This window comes from Micromonospora nigra (genome assembly GCF_900091585.1).
In the GTDB taxonomy this organism is placed as follows: Bacteria; Actinomycetota; Actinomycetes; order Mycobacteriales; family Micromonosporaceae; genus Micromonospora; species Micromonospora nigra.
Genome location: NZ_FMHT01000003.1, coordinates 5057020 through 5077501, shown reverse-complemented (window position 1 = coordinate 5077501; position 20482 = coordinate 5057020). Strand labels below are relative to the sequence as shown.

Here is a 20482-nt window from a genome sequence, read left to right as displayed (position 1 = left end):
CGATCTCGCACAGTAGGTTGGACCGGTGAGCGGACGGATCCCGATCGAAGACGTCTCCCCCTCCGTCTCCTGCGGTCGTTACCCCGCGAAGGCGGTGGTCGGCGAGTTGGTGCCGGTGTCGGCGCGGGCCTACCGGGAGGGCCACGACGCGTTGGGCTGCAACGTGGTGTGGCTCGGCCCCGACGGGCGGGCCCGCCCGTTCACCCGCATGCGGCCCGGTGAACCCGGGCAGGACCGCTGGCACACGGTGATCCGCCCCGACGCGGTCGGCGACTGGGCGTTCACCGTGGAGGCGTTCTCCGACCCGTACCTGACCTGGCAGAACGCGGTCACGAAGAAGATCGATGCCGGGCAGGGCCCGCAGGAGCTGGCGAACGACCTGGCTGAGGGCGTACGCGTGCTCAAGGCCGCCCGCAAGCTGGTGCCGGCGGCCGAGGTCGCGCGGGTGCGCGCGGCGGTGGCCGCGTTGCGGGACGACAAGCTGGAGCTGCCCCGGCGGGTCGCCCCGGCGCTGGAGCTGGCCGAGCTGCTGTGGGACCACCCGGTGCGGGAGCTGGTCACCACCGGCGAGCAGTATCGGATCTGGGTGGACCGGCCGCGCGCCCTGTTCTCCGCCTGGTACGAGTTCTTCCCCCGATCCGAGGGCGCGATCCCGGCCACCGCCGACGTGCCGGCCCGGTCCGGCACGTTCGCCACCGCCGCCGAGCGGCTGCCGGGCGTGGCGGCGATGGGCTTCGACGTGCTCTACCTGCCGCCGATCCACCCGATCGGTCGGGTCAACCGCAAGGGCCCCAACAACTCGCTGACCGCCGGGCCCGACGACGTGGGTTCGCCGTGGGCGATCGGCGCGGCCGAGGGCGGCCACGACGCCATCCACCCCGACCTGGGTACGCCGGAGGACTTCCGCGACTTCCTCGCCGCCGCCGCCGAGCAGGGCCTGGAAGTGGCCCTCGACCTGGCGTTGCAGTGCGCGCCGGACCACCCGTGGGTCACCGAGCACCCGGAGTGGTTCACCACCCGGGCCGACGGCAGCATCGCGTACGCGGAGAACCCGCCGAAGAAGTACCAGGACATCTATCCGCTGAACTTCGACAACGACCCCGAGGGCATCCGCGCCGAGGTGCTGCGGGTGGTGCTGCACTGGGTCGGCGAGGGCGTGAAGATCTTCCGGGTCGACAACCCGCACACCAAGCCGGTCGACTTCTGGCACTGGCTGATCGGCGAGGTGAAGAAGGTCGACCCGGACGTGCTGTTCCTGGCCGAGGCGTTCACCCGGCCGGCGATGATGCACGGGCTGGGCAAGGTCGGCTTCACCCAGTCGTACACCTATTTCACCTGGCGCACGTCGCCCGCCGAGATGCGCGAGTACTGCGCGGAGCTGGTGGCGGCGGCCGACTACATGCGGCCGAACTTCTGGCCGAACACGCCCGACATCCTGCACTCCTCGTTGCAGCACGGCGGCCCGCCCATGTTCAAGATCCGGGCGGTGCTGGCGGCGCTGCTGTCCCCCTCCTGGGGCATGTACGCGGGCTTCGAGCTGTTCGAGCACGTCGCCCGCCCCGGCGCGGAGGAGTACCTCGACAACGAGAAGTACGAGCTGCGCCCCCGTGACTGGGCCGGCGCGCAGGCGCAGGGCCGCAGCCTCGCGCCGTTCATCACCACCCTCAACCGGGTTCGCCGCGACAACCCGGCCCTGCACCGGCTGCGTAACCTGGTCTTCCACGACATCGACAACCCGGCGCTGCTGTGCTGGTCGAAGCACGACCCGGACACCGGCAACACGGTGCTGGTGGTGTGCACGTTCGACTCCCACACCGTGCAGTGGGGCAACACCACCCTCGACATGCCGGCGCTGGGCATGGACTGGCACGACCGGTTCACCGTGCACGACGAGCTGACCGGGGCCAGCTACGACTGGGGGCAGCACAACGCGGTGCGCCTCGACCCGTACCTGCAACCGGCGCACGTGTTCACGGTGCGCCGGCCGGGCGCGACCCCGCCGGCCCCGACCACTCCCGCTTCGAAGGACGACACCCGATGGACCAGCTGATCGCCGGCCGCCACCACGACCCGCACGCCGTGCTCGGCGCGCACCCGGCCGACGGGAAGACGGTGATCCGCACGCTGCGCCGCGGAGCCCGGGACGTCGCCGTCCTCGTCGACGGGGAACGGCACCCGATGAAGCGGGTGCACGACGTGGGCGTCTTCGAGGCGACCGTGCCGGGTGAGGTGCTCAACTACCGGGTGGAGGTTGACGGGCAGCCGCACGACGACCCGTACCGCTATCCGCCCACCCTCGGCGAGCTGGACCTGCACCTGATCGGCGAGGGCCGGCACGAGCGGCTGTGGGAGGCCCTCGGCGCGCGGGTGTTCGACGAAGGCGTCGCGTTCACGGTGTGGGCGCCCAACGCGCGCGGGGTGCGGGTGGTCGGCGACTTCACCGGCTGGTCCCCCGACGACGGCTGGCCGATGCGCTCACTGGGCTCCAGCGGCGTGTGGGAGATCTTCGTGCCCGGCGCGCGGGTCGGAGCCCGCTACAAGTACCGCATCCTCGGCGCCGACGGGCACTGGCGGGACAAGGCCGACCCCCTGGCCGCGTACGCGGAGGTGCCGCCGGCCACCGCGTCGGTGGTGCACCACTCGACGTACGAGTGGGGCGACGCCGACTGGCTGGCGGGCCGGGCGAAGCGGCAGGTGCACCAGGAGCCGATGAGCGTCTACGAGGTGCACCTCGGTTCGTGGCGGCCCGGCCTCGGCTACCGGGAACTGGCCGAGCAGCTCACCGCATACGTCACGGAGCTGGGCTTCACGCACGTGGAGTTCCTGCCGGTGATGGAGCACCCGTTCGGCGGTTCCTGGGGCTACCAGGTCACCGGCTACTACGCGCCGACCTCCCGGTTCGGTGACCCCGACGACTTCCGGTACCTGGTGGACCGGCTGCACGCCGCCGGGATCGGGGTGATCCTCGACTGGGTGCCGGCGCACTTCCCGAAGGACGAGTGGGCCCTGGCCCGCTTCGACGGCACCCCCCTCTACGAGCATCCCGACCCGCGCCGGGGCGAACACCCCGACTGGGGCACGTACGTGTTCGACTTCGGCCGCCGCGAGGTGCGCAACTTCCTGGTCGCCAACGCGCTGTACTGGTGCGACCAGTTCCACGTCGACGGGCTGCGCGTCGACGCGGTCGCCTCGATGCTCTACCTGGACTACTCCCGGCAGGACGGCCAGTGGGAGCCGAACGTGCACGGCGGCCGGGAGAACCTGGAGGCCATCGCCTTCATGCAGGAGGTCAACGCCACCGTCTACAAGCAGCACGCCGGGGTGGTGATGATCGCCGAGGAGTCCACCGCCTGGCCGGGCGTGAGCCGCCCCACCAGCGACGGCGGGCTCGGCTACGGGTTCAAGTGGAACATGGGCTGGATGCACGACACCCTGCTCTACACCTCGAAGGACCCGATCTACCGGCAGCACCACCACCACCAGCTCACCTTCTCGCTGGCGTACGCGTGGAGCGAGAACTACGTGCTGCCGATCAGCCACGACGAGGTGGTGCACGGCAAGGGCAGCCTCGCGGCGAAGATGCCCGGCGACACGTGGCAGCGGCTGGCCACCGTACGGGCGCTGCTGGCGTACATGTGGGCGCACCCCGGCAAGCAACTGCTGTTCATGGGCTGCGAACTGGCCGACGACCGGGAGTGGAGCGAGGAACGCGGCCTCGACTGGCACCTGCTGCACGACCCCGCCCGCGCCGGCGTGCAGCGCCTCGTCGGCGACCTGAACCGGGTCTACCGGGACACCCCCGCCCTGTGGGCGCAGGACACCACGCCCGCCGGGTTCCGCTGGCTCGCCGGCGACGACGTCGCCAACAACGCCATCTCGTTCGTCCGGATCGCGCCCGACGGGGCCACCCTGGTCTGCGTGGTCAACTTCTCGGCCCGGCCGCTGGACGACTACCGGATCGGGCTGCCGGCCGGGGGCGCGTGGGCGGAGGTGCTCAACACCGACGCCCACCACTACGGCGGTTCGGGGGTGGGCAACCTCGGTGGTGTGCACGCGGAGAGCGTCCCGTGGCACGGCCTGCCGGCCTCGGTCGCCCTTCAGGTCCCGCCGCTGGGCGCTCTCTGGCTCCGTCCCGCCTGACCCTCCTGCACGCCTGGGTGCGCTGTACCCGCAGGTGGTCGACGTCAGGCGTCGCCGCGGGCAGCGAGGTCTGCGATGAAACGGACGATCTCTGCGGGCTTCTCCTCGGCCATGAAGTGGCCAGCCTGGATCGCCTGGTATGTCAGGTCGGGAGCCCAGGCTCCCCAGAGTGACGCTGCGTCGAACCCGAGCTGCGAGCCCCAGTCCTGGGAGATGACTCCGACCGGCATGGTCAACCGCCTGCCTGCGTCGCGGTCGGCCTGATCCATCTCCAGGTCTATGCCCGCAGTGGCTCGGTAGTCGGCGACGATGGAGTCGACGGCGTTGACCGAGCTGTCGATGTAGTGCCGGCGCGCCTCAGGAGTGAAGGTCGTGCCGTCGGTGTCCCACGCGTCGAGGAACGAGCTGAAGAACTCCGGGGCCACTGCGGTGATCATCTTCTCCGGCAGGCCGGCTGGCTGCGCCATGAGGTAGAGATGCCAGGCGACCTTGGCGTTCACCCCCTGGAGGACCGCCCACGTGTCCAGAGTGGGGAGCACATCGAGGACGCCGAGGTATGCCACGGCCTGCGGGTGGTCCAAGCCGGCTCGGACCCCGACGAGGGCGCCCCGGTCGTGCCCGACGAGCCCGAACTGCTCGTGTCCCAACTCCCGCGCCACGGCCAGCACATCGCGGGCCATGGCCCGCTTCGAGTAGGTCTCGGGACCGGCGGCGGCAGGTTTGGCGCTCTCGCCGTAGCCCCGCAGGTCGGGCACGATCACGGTGTGTCGCTCGGCGAGTTCCCGTGCGACGTGCCGCCACATGTAGTGCGTCTGGGGAAACCCGTGGAGCAGCACGACCGCGGGGCCGTCACCGGAGACCGCGACGTTGATGGCGACACCTTGCTCCCCGGGGAGGAGCTGATAGCGGAATCCTTCGATGGTCATCGGCTTCATGGTGTTCCTCCACTGTGTCTGGGGATCGGCTGGGTTGCGGGCCGTCCGGAGAAGATGCCGGCTGGCATCGGGGGGCCGGTGGTCGTCGTGGCGTGCAGGGCTGGAATCAGGACGACATCGATCAACGTTTCGAGGTAGTGGTCGTCGGCCTGCAGCCCGTTGACCCGACGGAGCAGGAGCACCGCGCCGGTGACCTCTTCGTAGGGGAAGGGGTCGACACCTTCAGGCAGCTCTCCTCTGCGGACGGCTGCCTCGACCACGCTCGCGGGTAGTCGCGCACCCGTCGGCCCCACCGACCTCTCGATCTCCTCACACAGGTCGGGGTCCTCCAGGCCCGCCTGGAGCAGGAGCATCGCTGTCTGGCCGTCGGCAGAGCGCATGGTCCGGTCGAGTCGCTGGCACAGGGCCAACAGATCGCCTCGCAGGCTGCCCGTGTCGATCTCGTCCGGGCCCTCCCGGTACGCCGGTCCTGCCTTGAGCGCGGCGATCACCATGTCTCGCTTGGATTTCCAGCGCCGGTAAAGGGTCGCTTTTGACGCGCCCGCGCGCCGGGCGACCTCCTCGAAGGTGACGCTTTCGTAGCCCGACTCCGCGAGCAGAGAACCAACGACCGCGAGAATCTCGCGCTCCCGCCGCTCGTCTCGTGGACGTCCCCCACGGGCACCAGCAGGGGGATCCGAGGCACCGGGCCGGTTTGGATACGACACGTTCCGTACCGTATCAGAGAGCTGCTGCGCAGACACCCGAGGAGACGGGATCAGCGCCGTACTCCCCCGGGAGCAGCGAACCGCCCCGGGGGAGCAGCGGCCTCAGAGGCGGGTGATCCGGACGGCGTCGGCGATGACGTACCCCTGGGTGCTGGTCCAGCGGCTGACCCCGACGACCTGGCGGGTGCCGGCGGCGAGGTCGTAGGTGCCCAGCACCCGCCACTGCCCGCCGCCGACGCGCTGGTCGACGGTGGCCGTCACGGTGCCGTTAGCCGTCGCCACCAGGAAGGGCGTGGCGCTGTTGTAGCCGGGGTCGGACGGGTACCAGACCTCGACCCGGTACGAGCCGGTGGCGGGCAGCGTCGCGCTGAACCAGGCCGGGTCGCTGATCGCCTGCGGCTGGGCGAACCGGTAGTTGGCGCCGTACCGGGTCGGCAGGTAGGACGACGTGCCCCAGGTGGCGGCGGCGGTGAAGCCTCCGGTGGTGGCGTTGTCCACGACCACGCTGAATGTGCCGCCGCTGCCGGTGACCACCCGCACGTTGCTGGCCGGGCTCTCGTGGTGCCGCCGGTCCAGGGCGGTCACCAGGTAACGGTAGGTCGAGCCGGCTGCGGCGGTGGCGTCGGTGAACGTCCCGCCGCTGCCCGAGGCGCGCACGGTGCCGAGCAGGTGCCGGGCGTCGGCCAGGTCGCAGGGGTCGACCGTGCCGCTGCCGGGCAGCCGGTACACCGCGTACGCGGTCGTGCTGCCGGTGGTGCCGCGCTGCCAGGTCAGCGTCACGCCGCCGGTGCCGCGTACCGCCGAGGTGAGGTTCGGGGCGGCCGGTGCCGCGCCGCCGGTGCCGGCCGGTGCCAGCGCGGGCCGGCGGTAGTGGTCGGTCGCCACCCGGCTGACCGCGCCGATCCGGTCGGCGCGGACGTCCTTGGCGCTGAAGTGGATGTCGCCGACGACGCGCGGGTGGCTGCGGTTCAGCGTCAGGTGGTCGGTCAGCTCGGTCGGGTCCTGCCAGGCGGCGTCCTGCCCGGCCGCGCCGGCACGGTAGGTGGCCTGCCCGACGAGCAGGTGCACGTTCGTGCCGGTCACCGTCTCCGACCACCAGCGGACCAGCTCCGCGTAGTCGGCGGCGGAGTGGCCGATGTGCCAGTAGATCTGCGGGGCGATGTAGTCGACCCAGCCCTGGCGCACCCAGCGTCGGGTGTCGGCATAGATCGCGTCGTACGACTGGAGGCCGTTGGTGCGTGAGCCGAGCGGGTCGGTGCCGGCGTTGCGCCAGATGCCGAACGGGCTGATGCCGAACCTCACCCACGGCTTCGCCGCCCGGATCTTGGCCCGCATCTCCTGCACCAGCAGGTTGACGTTGTTTCGCCGCCAGTCGGCGATGTTGCTGAAACCACCGCCGTACTGCGCGTAGGTGGCCTGGTCGGGGAAGGCCACCCCACTGAGCGGGTACGGGTAGAAGTAGTCGTCCCAGTGCACGGCGTCGATGTCGTAGCGCCGGACGGCGTCCATCATCGCCTCCTGCACGAAGGCGCGTACGGCCGGAATGCCGGGGTTGTAGTAGAGGTGCCCGCCGTAGGCGACCGCCCAGCCCGGGTTCCTGCGGGCCGGATGGTTGGCCGCGAGCTTGCTCAGGTCGGTGTGGTTGGCCACCCGGTACGGGTTGAACCAGGCGTGGAACTCCAGGTTGCGGGCGTGCGCCTCGGCAACCATGAAGGCCAGCGGGTCGTAGCCGGGATTTCCGCCCTGGGTGCCGGTGAGCCACTGCGACCACGGCTCATACGTCGACGGCCAGAACGCGTCGGCGGCGGGCCGGATCTGCACCACCACGGCGTTCATCCGGCGCTGCTGGGCCAGGTCGAGCCAGCCCCGGTACTCCGCCTGCTGGGCGGCCGGGGTGAGCCCGGTGCGGCTGGGCCAGTCGATGTTGGCCACGCTGGCGATCCACATGCCCCGGATCTGTCGTTTCGGGGTGGCCGGATCGGTCACGCAGGTCGCCTGGGCGCTCACCGGCACGGGGTCCGGTCGGGTGTCGGGGTGGGTGTCCGGCGCGGCGGGTCGGGAGGTGGGGACGGCCGCGCCGAGCAACAGCGCCACCGTCAGCGCCACGCCGGGGAGGAATCGACCAAGCTCTCTGGGCATGAAGGTATGTTCAGCCCTGTCGAGCCGCTGCGCAAGTAACCTTCAAGAGGTGGCCGGCGCACCACCGGCCGAGCGGCCACGCTGGGCGGCCACGTTCGGGCTGCCAGCGGTCAGACCAAGCCCGCAGCGAACGCAAAACCCTAACTGTGACTCGGGTTGCCCGTCAGAAGCGATTCACCGAGAGGTGGCCGCCCGTGATCAGCGATCCGGCGCCCAGCAACACAACTACGAGACCGAAGGCCCGGTCGAGGGCAACGAATCGAGCGCGACGCCTCACGAGGCGAGCATTGGACCAACTCATCTTCTTGGCAGCGCTCAATGGGCGCACCAGATGCGAAGCAAGATGGATGTGTTTCGTCGCGACTCTTCGATAGTCAGCCGCAAGGGCTGACCCGACCGCAATCAGCAAGACGCCCCCACAGGATCCCCACCACGCCTCGCCACATCGCGACATCTCCGCCACCTATCAGAGTCATTCGACGATCTTCTAAGGAAGAGCAGAAAGATCAACCGCGAAACATGTGGCTGAACTCAGGACCTGCGCAGTACTGTCGATAAAGCGGGTCGGCGGACCGGTGTAGATCTGGGGATTGATGGCGACGGGCGGCACGCGAAAGCCGTCAGAGTTTTTCGAGCACCACTCGCTGGTTAAGGTCTGGGTCATCAACGAACCAGAAAAGTAGCACTTCCCCGCGCACCCGGTCCGACCGCAGTCTTGCCGAGAAGGGGGCTCTGAACCCACCTCCCTCTAATGAGTCGAAGCCAAGCCTCACTTGAGTGGTCCTGCCAGAACTATCGCCCAAGGCTGCGGTTAACTCCCAAGTCCCCGCTCCGGAGATCGTGGTACGGGTGGCATTCGCGGTCTGCGGCGGACTGAAGAGCGAGACCGGAATCTGCGTCCCGTGGAAAGTGCCATCACTATTGAATGTGAATTCACAGCCGCCGCCCATGCCGCGCCAGGAGCCTTCCACCATCTCGCTCGATAGGACAGGACGATTATCCTCAAAAAACTCGCTGACCGCATAGCCCGACGCCATAAGCACGAGACACGCAACTCCTGCGGCGGCTGCTCCGAGCGTCCATCGGCGCCGCATTTACTGGCCACCCCCGCTAATTGCACGAGTAGGCCCAGTGGCCTTGACTGCGTCTACCATGAATAGGCCCTGAAGCGGTAGCTCTGGATCAGGTAGTGCTCGCCCTTGCGGGCATCTGCGCCACTTCCCGCTCTCCCATCGCCGCGCGGCGGCGAAATTCCTGGTACACGAGTTCCAGAGTAGATGGTTGTGGCGTTTCGCACCCTGTATTCAATGACGGGCCCCCTACCCTTCGCCTCCCAGCCGATGTATTCCCAGCTGACGTCATAGGATCCGGTGACCGCTGTCCACTGGTCAGCCTCACTGGGGCTTCCACCCAGGACAGTCAGGCCATGAACACCCATGTCTTTCATGATTTGTTGGTAGGAGTAGGCATTCCCCTTATCCGAGTAGTGCCAGTCCGCGCTTCCGCTGCGCCTACCTCTTGCAATTTCCCGCCTTACATCGTTCTGCACGATGGCAAACGACTCGGTCGCCAGTAGCAACTGGGTCATCCGGTCTCCATCGCGGAAGTACTCGATGTGCCTACAGGCCGGGGCGTACATTTGACACAGCTTCCGCTTCTGCGGATCCAGGTAGCCCGTCGCGAGAAGTTCAAGCCACATGCGGAAGATGTCGTACGGCCCCTCGCTGCGTGTACCTGGAGCATGGCAGTACTCAGGGGTTCCGGTGCCGCAGGCTCCGGGAATCGGCTTGTTTCCTCCCTTACCCTTCTTCGGGCTCCGCTGCCCACGCTTATTGCCATTTTCATCATAATCGGTTTTCTTGCCGCCCGGCTCATGGATGGTCCGGCCGCCGTCGGAGTTGGGGGTGGAGTACGTGCTGCACTGGTCGTCCGCGCAGTCCTTCAGGCCGGTCGGGTCGCTGTAGTGGATGGGGCTGTTGTGGCCGTACGAATACGGGTTCCACTGCTGCGGGTCCTTGTTGTCGATGATCGGGTCGACCGAGATGAACCGACCGATGACCGGGTCATAGGCACGAGCTCCGATGATGGTCAGCCCGGTCGGGCTCATCGGCTTGTTCAGGAAGCCACGGTTGTCCGGAGCCGTCACGGCAGCGCCACGCGGCCCGCCGTACGGCGTGTACTGCCGCCAGGTGGGGTTCTGCGCCGTGTTGTCGAGGTAGAGCGTGGGCGTGCCCTGGTGGTCGGCGATGGCGAACGTGTAGTTGGCACCGCTGCCGGAACGGATGCACGTCCCGCCGCCGGGCAGCGCGTAGTAGCGGTCACCGTCGATCACACCGGTGGCGGTGTTCAGGGTGAGCTGCTGCCCCGGCAGGTAGAGCGTCGTCCTACCGGGTTCCTTCTGGAGCAGCAGGTCACCGGTGACGTCGTACACGAAGGTGTTGTTTCCGCTCGTGCCGCCGGTGACGCTGGCGAGCTTGCCGGCGTCGTCCCAGCCGAGGGTCTGGTTGCCCTCGGCGGCGTCACGCCCGGTCATGTTGCCCGCCGCGTCGTACGTGTAGCTGGTCGTGCCGGTGGCACCGCCGGACCTGGTGGCGGAGGTCAGGATGTGCGGCTGCCCCTGGCCGTTGCCGTCGTAGGTGTAGGCCGTGGTGATGTCCGCGCCACCGGTCAGGTTGCGCTCGACCTGCTCCGTGCGGTTGCCGATCGTGTCGACCTTCCAGCTCGTCCAGTAGGCGCTGCCGCCACCCGCAGCGTTGCCCACCATGGCACGGTTGCTGCTGGTCGGAGCCGTGGCGCACTCGTCGGTCGCGGTCCACGCCTCGGCCAGCCGGTTCAGGCCATCGTAGCCGTAGCACTGGGTCTCGGCCGGCGTGGCAGTGCCGTACCGCGTGCTGGTCTTCCGGTCGATCTTGCCGAACAGGTCGTAGCGGTACTCCTGCTCGTCGACGCGGGTCGGCGTGCCCGTGTTGCGGTCGACCACCTGGTTGGTGATCCGACCGGTGTGGGGGTCGTAGACGTTGGTGACCGTGGCGAAGCTGGTCGACGAGCCGACGCGCTGCCCGACGACCCGGCCCCACGCGTCGTAGGTCACGTTCTGGGCGTAGCCGGCGGCACCGCCGAGGCGGTTGGGCAGGTCGAAGGCACCCTGGTAGCCGTGGATCACCACCTCGGAGGGCAGGCTGCCCTTGGCCGGGTAGGTGTCCATCAGCGGCAGGCCCAGCACCGAGGTGTAGGAGTGGCCGAAGACGTACGAACCGCCGAGGGCACCCTCGCTGGCGGGGATCGTCACAGTGGACCCGAGTGACTTGCCGAAGACGTTGAACGCCTTCTGCTGGGTCGTGAACGACTGCCCACCCCGGTAGGCAACGGTGGTGGTCAACTGCCCGATCGGGTTGGTGACACCGGCGACGCCGTTGCTGTTGTCGTAGACCCACGCGGCCCGCTGGTTGGCGGCGGACTGGTTGGCCACCGTCGAGGCGTACTCACCGGTCTTGCGGTTGAGCGCGTCGTAGGTGAAGGAGAGGGTCTTCCCGCTGCCGTCGGTGACCTGCACCAGGTTGCCGTTGGCGTCGTAGCCCAGCGTGCTGTCGCCCGCGTCCGGGTCCGACTTCGCCTCCACCCGGCCGAGCAGGTTGTAGGTGCTGGTCCACACGTTGTCCTGAGCGTCGGTCAGCGTCGACTGGTTGCCGCGCGTGTCGTAGCCGTAGGAACTGGTCACGCCCTCGCCGCCGGCCACGGTGAACGTGCCGGTGAACGTGTCCGCCGGGGTGGTGACGGTCGGCCGGGCCTTGTACTCGACCAGCTGCGTCTTGCGGTCCAGGGCATCGGTCACGGTGGTGGTGACGATGCCGCCGTCCGGCGGGACGACCGTCGTGCGGTCGCCGTGGTGCACGGTGGTCGTGCTCGACACCGTCACCCCGTTCTTCGCCGCCTCGACGACGATCGGCCGACCGAGACCGTCGTACGTGGTGAACGTCTGGTTCGGCACCTGCTTGTTGAGGTTGGCCGCCGACACCGGCGCGCTCACCGTCGGCAGGGTGCCGTCGTCCCACCAGCCGTTGTACGACGCGCGGGTCCAGCCCCGGGTGTCGTAGAACGTGTCGGTGATCATCCGGCCGCCCTGGGGCGTCATCGCCTGGGTCTGCCGGCTGCGCAGCATCGCGTCGTAGAGGGTGACCGACGTCAGGTAGCCGTTGGAGTTGTTGAGTTGCCGGCTGGTGACGCCGGTGACGCCGGTCTTCGACACCGTGTAGTCGAACACCTGGTTGGCGGCGCTGCTCGTCGGCCGGGAGTGCAGCCACACCTTCGTGCTGCGGCCCAACGCGTCGTACTGCTGACGGGTCACCACGTTGTTGGCGTCGGTGCTGGTCAGCGTGCTGCCTCGGCGCGGGTTCACCGTGGTCGAGGCGGACTGCTGCAACGCGTTGGTGCTCGACGTGCCGGTCACCAGGTGCACGCTGTTGGTCGTGTAGCCGGCCGTCGACTTGTTGCCCCGGGCGTCGTAGCTGTCGACCACCCGGCCGTAGGAGTCGTACGTGCGGCGGGCGGTGGTCTGCCAGGTGTAGCTGCCGGAGGTGTGGTCGGCGGCCTGGCGGGTCATCGTGACGGTGCCCTTCGTGGGCGCCGGCTGCGGGAACGTCGTGGCGAAGGCGTGGTCGTCGTAGTGGGTGCGGGTGGCGCTGACGACCTGCGCCGGCCGGTTCACCGACGTCGGGGCCGTCAGCGTGTTCACGCTGCCCGGCTCCGAGGCCGGGCTGCCCTGGGTGAAGCCTCCGCAGGCCACCGCCACGGTCTCGACCTGGCTGACCAGGCCGACGAGGTTCTTGCTGGCGTTGGCGGGGGCGAACGTGTAGCTGGTGCACCGGTCGTGGCTCGCGTTCACCGGGACCGTGTAGCTGTAGGTGTGCTTCAGCGAGCCGAGGGTGGCACTGGCCGTGTCGGCGTCGTAGCTGTGGTCCGTCGCGGTGTAGCGCCACGTCGGCGACGCGCCGCTGGTCACCGCCTGCCGGGTGTACGTCTTCACCGGTTGCGTCCACTGCGCGGTCATCGCCGGCAGGCCCGTACGCGACCGGGTGGCGGTGGCCCCGGACACCCAGTACGAGGTGATCGTCGAGGAGTCGACGCGACCACCCTCGCCCAGGTACCCCGTGGACTCCAGTTCCCGGCCGGCCAACTCGTCGACGTCCTCGTGCACCCCGCCAGCGGAGTCGGTGACGTTCACGACGGTGGTGTTGTTGTTCTTCGACATGCCCCGGTAGTAGGCGACCTCGGAGAGGGTGCGGCGGTCGTTGACGCCGTCGCCGGTGAGGGTCTGCACCTTGCCGTAGCCCCGGAACTGGCCGTACGTGCGGTACTTGGCCTTGACGACCTCGTTCTCGTCGTACCGCCAGGCGGCCCCGCCCAGGTAGCTGTAGCTGGTGGTGGCGGCGGGGGCGCCGCCGGTGGGGTCGGTGGAGGTGATCCGGGTGACGGCGTACTTGTGGAACCAGTCCCGGAAGGGATCAGTGAAGCCGTCGGGCGTCCAGTAGACGGGGTAGCACGACTTCGTGTTCGAGGCGGGCGACCCCGACACCGGCGCGGTGCACGGCACGGGCAGCTCGTAGCTCGGTGCGATCACCGACCCGGTCTCGGTGGTGACGGCCGAGATGCGTTGGCGGTAGAACGACGGGAGACCACCGGTGACGTCGACCCGGTTGGGCAGCTTGATGCCGCTGAAACTCACCGACGGCAGGCTGATCGCCGCGGTCGACCCGCCGGCGCTCAGATCGTGCCCGGTACGGGTGATCGACGACAGCCACAGGGTCGGCGCGGTGCCGTCCCCGGTGGCCGGCATCGTGTGGGCCAGGGCGTAGGAGTCGACCTTCTCGTGCTGCGTCGTCGCGGTGTCGTACTGCTGCGTCTCGATCGACGTGAGTCGCACCGTGGAGAAGAAGGAGGGGCTCCAGGCGTCGCAGTCCGTGCCCGAGTTGCAGATCAGGTCGAACGGCACGTCGGGCCAGTTGGCCTTGTTGGCCGAGTTGAGCGGCTGGCAGGTGCCCGCGAGGCAGCGATCGCCGGTGTGGAACAGCACCCGGTTCGGCACCGTCCCGTACGCTCCGCCGTCGCGGAAGCCGTAGTCGATGCGGGCCAACCAACTGTCCCGCACGTAGGACACGTCCGAGGCACCCTTGTTCCGGCCGTAGTGGTTGCTCGCCTGACCATAGTAGTAGGCCATCGCGTTACCGTGCACGTCCACGACGTGGTCGAGGTTCCACCGGTACGCCATCGTGCAGACCGACGCCGAGAAGCCCGCCGAGTCGTAGCACGGGTCGCCGGAGTGCGGCGAGTACACGGGAACCGTGTCCACCGACTTGGTCTCCGCCTTGCCGGTCGCCCAACCGGGCAGCCGGTTGCGGCCGAACTCGTAGACGGTTCCGTCGCGCAGCTTGACCCGCCAGTAGTAGGTGTCCTCGGTGCCGGTGCCGTTGGCGCCGGTCGGCACCTTGGTGACCACCTCACCGTTGTCCGACTCCGGCTTCCACACGGACTTCGCCTGGTCCCACACCAGGGAGGTGGACGACCCGTCGAGCGACATCGTCAACACCGGGCCGTCGTAGCAACGGTCGTAGGTCTTGACCGGCGATGCCGTGCCCCCGGGGTCGTCCTGGCAGGACGCGAACGACTGCTCGATGAACGAGCGGGGCGACGACCAGCCGTCGCCCACCCACGACGCCTGCGCGTTCGTGGCCACGGTCTGGCCGTCCACGCTGCTCGAGTCGTAGGACAGCGCCACCGAGGGGGCCAGCCCCGAGGCCGCCGGCGGCAGGGTGATCGGGTACGAGTAGGTGAACGCCCCGGCGCTTCCGCCGCCGGACCAGGAGCCGGAGGGCTTCAGGTCGGTGGCCGCGTAGGTGCCGCCCTCGCCGCCTTCCTCACCGGCGCCCGCCACGGCGGCGAGCACCAGCGTGGTGCCCCCGGCCGACCGCGGCGTCGCGCCGGTAGCGGTCAGCGGCACCTCCGCCGACACGGACTTCGACGCGACGTCGTTCGTCGACACCAGCGGGACGGGTGTCCGGCAGGCCGCCGCCTTCGGCGTGCTCAGCGCACAGGCCGGCAGGCGCACCAGCCGCAGGCGGGCACCGTAGTTGCCACCGTAGGCCTCGGCGAAGTCGGCGTAGTCCACGCCGACGCGGACCGTGCCGCCGGCCTCCGCCGCGTCGGGCCGGACCGACAGCAGGACACCCTGCACACCGGCGGCCTCGGTGGTCGCACGGTCGGCCACCTGCACGTCGACGCGCTGCGGGCCCCGATAGCCGGCGCTGGGCTGCACCCACACGGGACTGTCGGCGTCGCGGGCCTTCGCGGGCGAGGCCGCTCGGGCCGTCGTGGCGGCGAGGTCGAGCGTGGAGGAGGCCGCCTTCGGCCACCGTGTCCGGTCGGGGCGGTGGGTGCCCCGGGCCGCGTCCGGCGGCGTCACGAACTTCGTGGGCAGCGGCTTGACGCCGTTGACCGAGGGTCCCGGTGACGGGCGGGCCGGTGCCGGCGAATCCGCTGGTCGGGCCTGAGCCGGAACGGCGGTCAGGAGACTCGCCGCCATCGCCCCGGTGGTGAGTGCGGCGGTCGTCGCCCGCGCCAGAGTGGTCAGACGCAATCGGCCGTGCCTGTTCATGCAACCTCACTCAAGCGATGATCGACAACAGACCACGCTCAGTGTTCGGTTGCACACCCCCGTGGCGCTGACAATCTTTCACGTTCAGCCGTCAACTCAGGTCACGGCGAGGTAACGATGATCGACGATCTTGCCGTCCAATTCGGTCGCAGTGGGTGCCAATGGGGCGACCAGGAGTCACCGCGACGTTCCCTCCCGCCGGGTCGCCCTGCTTCACTGTGGCCGCCGAAAGGCGCGACACCCGCGCTCGGTGGCACCACACACGGGGGAGGCACCTCGCATGTCCAGATCCAGATCGTTCCGAAATCCGCGCAAGCAGAGCGCCGTTGGAGCCGGCCTCACCGCGGCCGTCGTCCTGGCCGCCAGCCTGCCGTTCGGCGCCACGCCGGCCAGCGCAGCACCGGCGACGCCGTCGTCCGCGCCGAAAGCCCGGGCCGGCACTGTGGACTCGGCGATGGCCGAGGCGCGGCGGACCGGCAAGCCGGTCGAAGCGACCGCCGCCGGCACCGCCACCTCCGTCGTCACGGCCCGACCGGACGGCACCGTCGAGCTGACCCAGTCCGCCACGCCGACCCGGACCCGGGTCGACGGGAAGTGGAAGGACCTCGACCCCACGCTGACCCGGCGACCGGACGGCAGCATCGTCCCCGCCGTGACCGCCAACCCGGTCAGGGTCTCCCCCGGTGGCACCGGCCCACTCGCCGAGATGACCAGCGGCGACCGCGCCGTGAGCTTCACCGCGCCGATGCCGCTGCCCGCGCCGACCCTGGACGGCGCCACCGCCACCTACCGTGAGGTCCTGCCCGGGGTCGACCTGACCGTCCGGGTCACTGCCGAGGGCGGGTTCTCCCACGTGTTCGTGGTGAAGTCCCGCAAGGCCGCGACGCAACCCGCCCTCGCGACCCTCGACCTCACGACCACCACCAAGGGCGTGAGCCTCGCGGCGGACGCGGCCGGCAACATCACGGGCCGTGACCGGCTCAAGAGGACGGTCCTGACCGCGCCGGCCCCGATCATGTGGGATTCCAGCACCACCGCCGCAGCGGCCCCGTCGGGCCGTCAGCGGGCAGAGTCGACGACGGCAGCACCGGGTCGCGCCGCCCGCACCGCCCCGATCAAGGTGAAGGTGGGTCGCGGGAAGTTGGGCCTCACGCCCGACCGGACGTTGCTCACCGCGGCGGACACCGTCTACCCGGTCTACATCGATCCGACGTTCACCTGGACACCGGTCGGGCCGAGGATGTCCGGCTGGGCCACCATCTCGTACCAGCACCAGTCCACCAACTACTGGAAGAACACCCCGGACCCGCTGGACCGCATGCAGGTCGGAAACTCCGGCGTGCAGCGCTCCAACACATTGATCAACTTCGCGGTCCCGCACGGCACCCTGACCGGCGCCGTCATCCACGACGCGATATTCAAGATCACCAACACAAGATCGTGGAACTGCACCCCCAGGACCGTCCACGTCTACGGTCCCGGCACCACGCTGTCCGCCGCCAACGCCACCTGGAACCACTGGGAGGGTGTCAGCAAGGGCAGCGCGATCGCCTCCAAGAGCTTCGCGTACGGCTACAGCGGTTGCGCAGCCGACGACGTGTCCTTCAACATCACCAACAGGATCAAGGATGACGTAGCCGCCAAGCGGAGCGTCCGCACCCTGTGGATGGTGGCCGCCAACGAGGCCAGCGACACCCAGAGCTGGAAAGAGTTCCTGGAGACCAGCCCCACCCTGACCATCCGGTACAACCACACCCCCGCCACCCCGACCGGGCTCAAGACCTCACCGTCGACCTCGTGCCCCGCCGCCACCCCGACGATCGTCGGTGACACGGGTGTGACGCTGTTCGCGCCGGTCTCCGACCCGAACAGGGGCACGCTGGGCGTCCGCTTCACGCTGTGGAAGGACGACGACGCGACGCAGACCGCGCTCGCGTCCTCCGACCCCGACCTGCTGACCTACCCGTCCGGCAGCACCGCGGTCTTCCTGGTCCCCCGCGGCGTCCTTGCCACGGCAGCCGGGGTCGTCGGAACCAGCAAGGGTGTGCCGACCACCTTCGCGTGGAAGGTTCAGGCCACCGACTTCAACCGCACCAGCAGCTGGTCGGTGACCTGCCGCTTCACGTTCGACGCGACCCGGGCCGGCCCGCCCGTGCTCTCCGAGCCCTCAGGCCCGGCCGTCATCGGCCAGCCGGTCACCGTGACCGTCACGCCGCCCTCCGGCCCGGTGCCGACCGCTTACACCTACCAACTGAACTCCGGCTCACCGCAGACGGTGACGGCGGGCAGCGGCGGAACCGCATCCATCACGGTGGCACCCACCCGATTCAGCAACACCCTCGCGGTCACCAGCGTCACGGGAGGCGGGCAGAACTTCGGCGAGACCTCGACCGTCCTGTTCACCGCCTCGGCGCCACAGACGCCGGCCCCCGACGGCGACCTCACCGGCGACGGCGCAGCCGACCTGCTGATCCCGGGCGGGGCGCACAACCTCTCGTCCGGTCTCTGGCTGGGGCGCAACGACGGCACCGGGACCGTCAATCCGGCGGTCACCAACATCGGCACCCGAGGCAACGGGTTCAGCGGTACGACGTCGCCCTCCGACTTCGACGACACCCAGGTCGTGACCGGCCAGTTCACCGGCAGCGGTCTTCAGGACGTCCTGGTCTACCACCCGAACGACGGCACTGCGGCCATTCTCGCCGGCAACGGCGACGGCTCCGGGCTGATGGCCGACCAGAGCGGCATGCAACACGACGTCATGGCGGAGCTTCTCCTCGACGACCAGGCGCGACCAGCACTTCAGCTCGCCAACGCCGGCAACAGCCGCGGTCTCGACCCGGTGAGCTACCCCGACCTCATCGGCATCACCGGCGACGCCAACGGCTACCAACTGACGTACTACCCGAGCTACGGCGACATCATCGGGGTCTACTACGGAGCCACCTCGACCGGAGCGCTCACCCCCACCGGCGGCACCGACTGGAACAACTGGACCATCACCACCACCCAGCTGGCCGACGGCACCGCCATGTTCCTGTGGAACCGCACCACCGGGGCGCTGCATCTGTGGTCCGGGCTCTCCTACGACGAGGGAAGCAGCCAGCTCAGCTACACCGCACGGACGCTGGCCACCTCCGGTTGGAACACCGGCGCGTCACTACGCCTGCGGGCCGGCGACGCCGACGACGACGGCATCCCGGACCTGTGGGCCGTCGGAGCGCAGGCTGCCGTCACCACCTGGCTGGTGAGTGACCTGCAGACCGGCACCGGCACCATCAGCGCGCAGCCGAAGCAGACCCTGCTGACCGCCGACCACACCTGGCTTTTCGACGACCAGGGTGACGGAGCGGTCGCCACCGCCCGGGACATCTCCGGCAACAAGCCGCTCGCCGTGGAGAACTCCAACGTCATCTGGCGTACCGGAGACCTCTACAGCCCTGCCGTGATCATGAACACGAACGCGGCCGGGACGGACGTGGACACGTCTCAGCAGGGTGCCCTGTCGATCAATGAACCGCTGGTCGACACCTCGAAGTCCTTCAGCATCTCGGTGTGGGCCAAGCCCACCGCCGCCGGTGGTGTCATCGTCAGCGAGGACGGGGCGAACGCGTCGCGCTTCCTGCTGTGGAACAACGCGAGCGACAACACCTGGCGGTTCGGGCTCGGCAACGCCGACAGCGGCTGGTCCTACACACAGGTCATCGCATCGGCTGGGACGGCGCTCGGCGTGTGGACGCATCTGGTAGCCACGTACAACGTCGACACCCGAACGATCTCGCTCTACGTCGATGGAGCCCTCAAGGGCAGTGCCCAGTACACGGCGACGCCGACCTGGCCGACCGGCGGGAAGTTCGTCGTCGGGCGGTACCTCTATCAGGGGGTGCCCACGGCACACTACGCCGGCATGGTCAGCAACCTGCAGGTGTGGAAGCGGGCGCTGACGCCGACCCAGATCGGTGCCACCAATGCCGAAACGACGGGCACCCTCATTCCGTTCGGAGCCACCACGTGGACGCCGCCAGGAACCGGCACCACGCGAACGGAGATCTACGCCGCAGACGGAAGCGGCAACCTGTGGTCGCACCGCAGGCGAAACCTCGCTCCGGGAACGCCGCTCCCGTCGAATCCGCTCGAGGCGCCACGGTTGATCGGAACCGGCTGGAACCAGTTCACCGCGTTCGGCGTGGCGGACTGGGATCACGACGGCTACCCGGACCTTGTCGTCAGGGACAACATCTCCTGCAAGCTCCTTGTCTTCCTCGGAATGGCTGACGATCTCAGCCCGACGCCAACCGCCCTCGGCAACCAGTGGTGCAGTAACCGTCCCTTCGGCCTCGCTGATTACAACCAGGATGGATACCAGGACGTCATCACCGCCGGTGCGACCAACGACCTATGGGTCTATCCGGGTGACTTGCAGGGCGGCACGCTGCCCCGCATCGATGTCGGCGACGGCTGGACCACCGACTATGTGCCCTACGGCGCAGCCGACGTGAGGGGCGACTCGACGCCGGACGTCTACGCTCGCCGGACGAGCACCGGCCACCTGCGACTGTACGACTTCCCGGCCGGATCGATCACCCTGGTGGGCGATGGCTGGGCCACCCTCACATCATTCGGACTGACCGACCTCGACGGGGATGGCAAGGTCGATGTCCTCGCCCGGTCGAACTCCACCGGCATCCTCTGGATGTATCCGGGGGCGTCGGGCGGGATGTTGAACTCGCGAACGCAGATCGCCTCGGGCTGGTGAGCTGACGACGGGTGGGTCGAGCCGCCAGGCTCGGCCCACCCACGTTCGAGAATCCTCTCGACTTGCGATCCCTTGACGGACGTCAGGAACGATTCAGAGATTGCCGCCGGCGATCAGACCACGACCCCGGGCCGAGGCCGGCGAAGGCGCTCCCGCC

At 69.1% G+C, this 20482-nt stretch carries 7 protein-coding genes; 3 read left to right on the top strand and 4 right to left on the bottom strand.

Going from position 1 to position 20482, the window contains the following annotated elements:
• The first annotated feature begins 25 nt into the window (after positions 1-25).
• Together GA0070616_RS22210 and glgB are read left to right on the top strand one after the other, a co-directional pair.
• Positions 26-2050 (top strand): alpha-1,4-glucan--maltose-1-phosphate maltosyltransferase, encoded by a 2025-nt coding sequence (locus GA0070616_RS22210; RefSeq protein ID WP_091086593.1) that lies wholly within the window; start codon positions 26-28, stop codon positions 2048-2050.
• Positions 2038-4140, top strand: coding sequence for a 1,4-alpha-glucan branching protein GlgB (glgB, locus tag GA0070616_RS22205; RefSeq protein WP_091086589.1), 2103 nt, complete (start codon positions 2038-2040; stop codon positions 4138-4140). The genes GA0070616_RS22210 and glgB overlap by 13 nt, the downstream gene beginning before the upstream one ends.
• Positions 4141-4184: 44 nt before the next feature.
• Here the strand turns inward: glgB and GA0070616_RS22200 are convergent, their stop codons facing one another.
• The 4 genes from GA0070616_RS22200 to GA0070616_RS22185 form a co-directional block, all read right to left on the bottom strand.
• Complete coding sequence (locus tag GA0070616_RS22200; protein ID WP_217628221.1) at positions 4185-5066, bottom strand: alpha/beta fold hydrolase; 882 nt, start codon at positions 5064-5066, stop codon at positions 4185-4187.
• Positions 5067-5071: 5 nt separating this feature from the next.
• Positions 5072-5782: a TetR/AcrR family transcriptional regulator gene (locus GA0070616_RS22195; RefSeq protein WP_091091390.1), complete on the bottom strand. Its 711-nt coding sequence runs from the start codon at positions 5780-5782 to the stop codon at positions 5072-5074.
• 102 nt (positions 5783-5884) lie between these two features.
• On the bottom strand, positions 5885-7921 hold the full coding sequence (locus tag GA0070616_RS22190; protein ID WP_091086582.1) for a family 10 glycosylhydrolase: 2037 nt from the start codon (positions 7919-7921) through the stop codon (positions 5885-5887).
• 1147 nt (positions 7922-9068) lie between these two features.
• Positions 9069-15551, bottom strand: a complete 6483-nt coding sequence (locus GA0070616_RS22185) for an RHS repeat-associated core domain-containing protein (protein WP_245712858.1) — start codon at positions 15549-15551, stop codon at positions 9069-9071.
• 298 nt (positions 15552-15849) lie between these two features.
• Here GA0070616_RS22185 and GA0070616_RS22180 point away from each other — a divergent pair, with 298 nt between their 5' ends.
• The gene (locus GA0070616_RS22180; protein WP_091086575.1) at positions 15850-20325 is read left to right on the top strand and encodes a LamG-like jellyroll fold domain-containing protein; all 4476 of its coding nucleotides are present in this window, start codon (positions 15850-15852) and stop codon (positions 20323-20325) included.
• Positions 20326-20482: the final 157 nt, after the last annotated feature.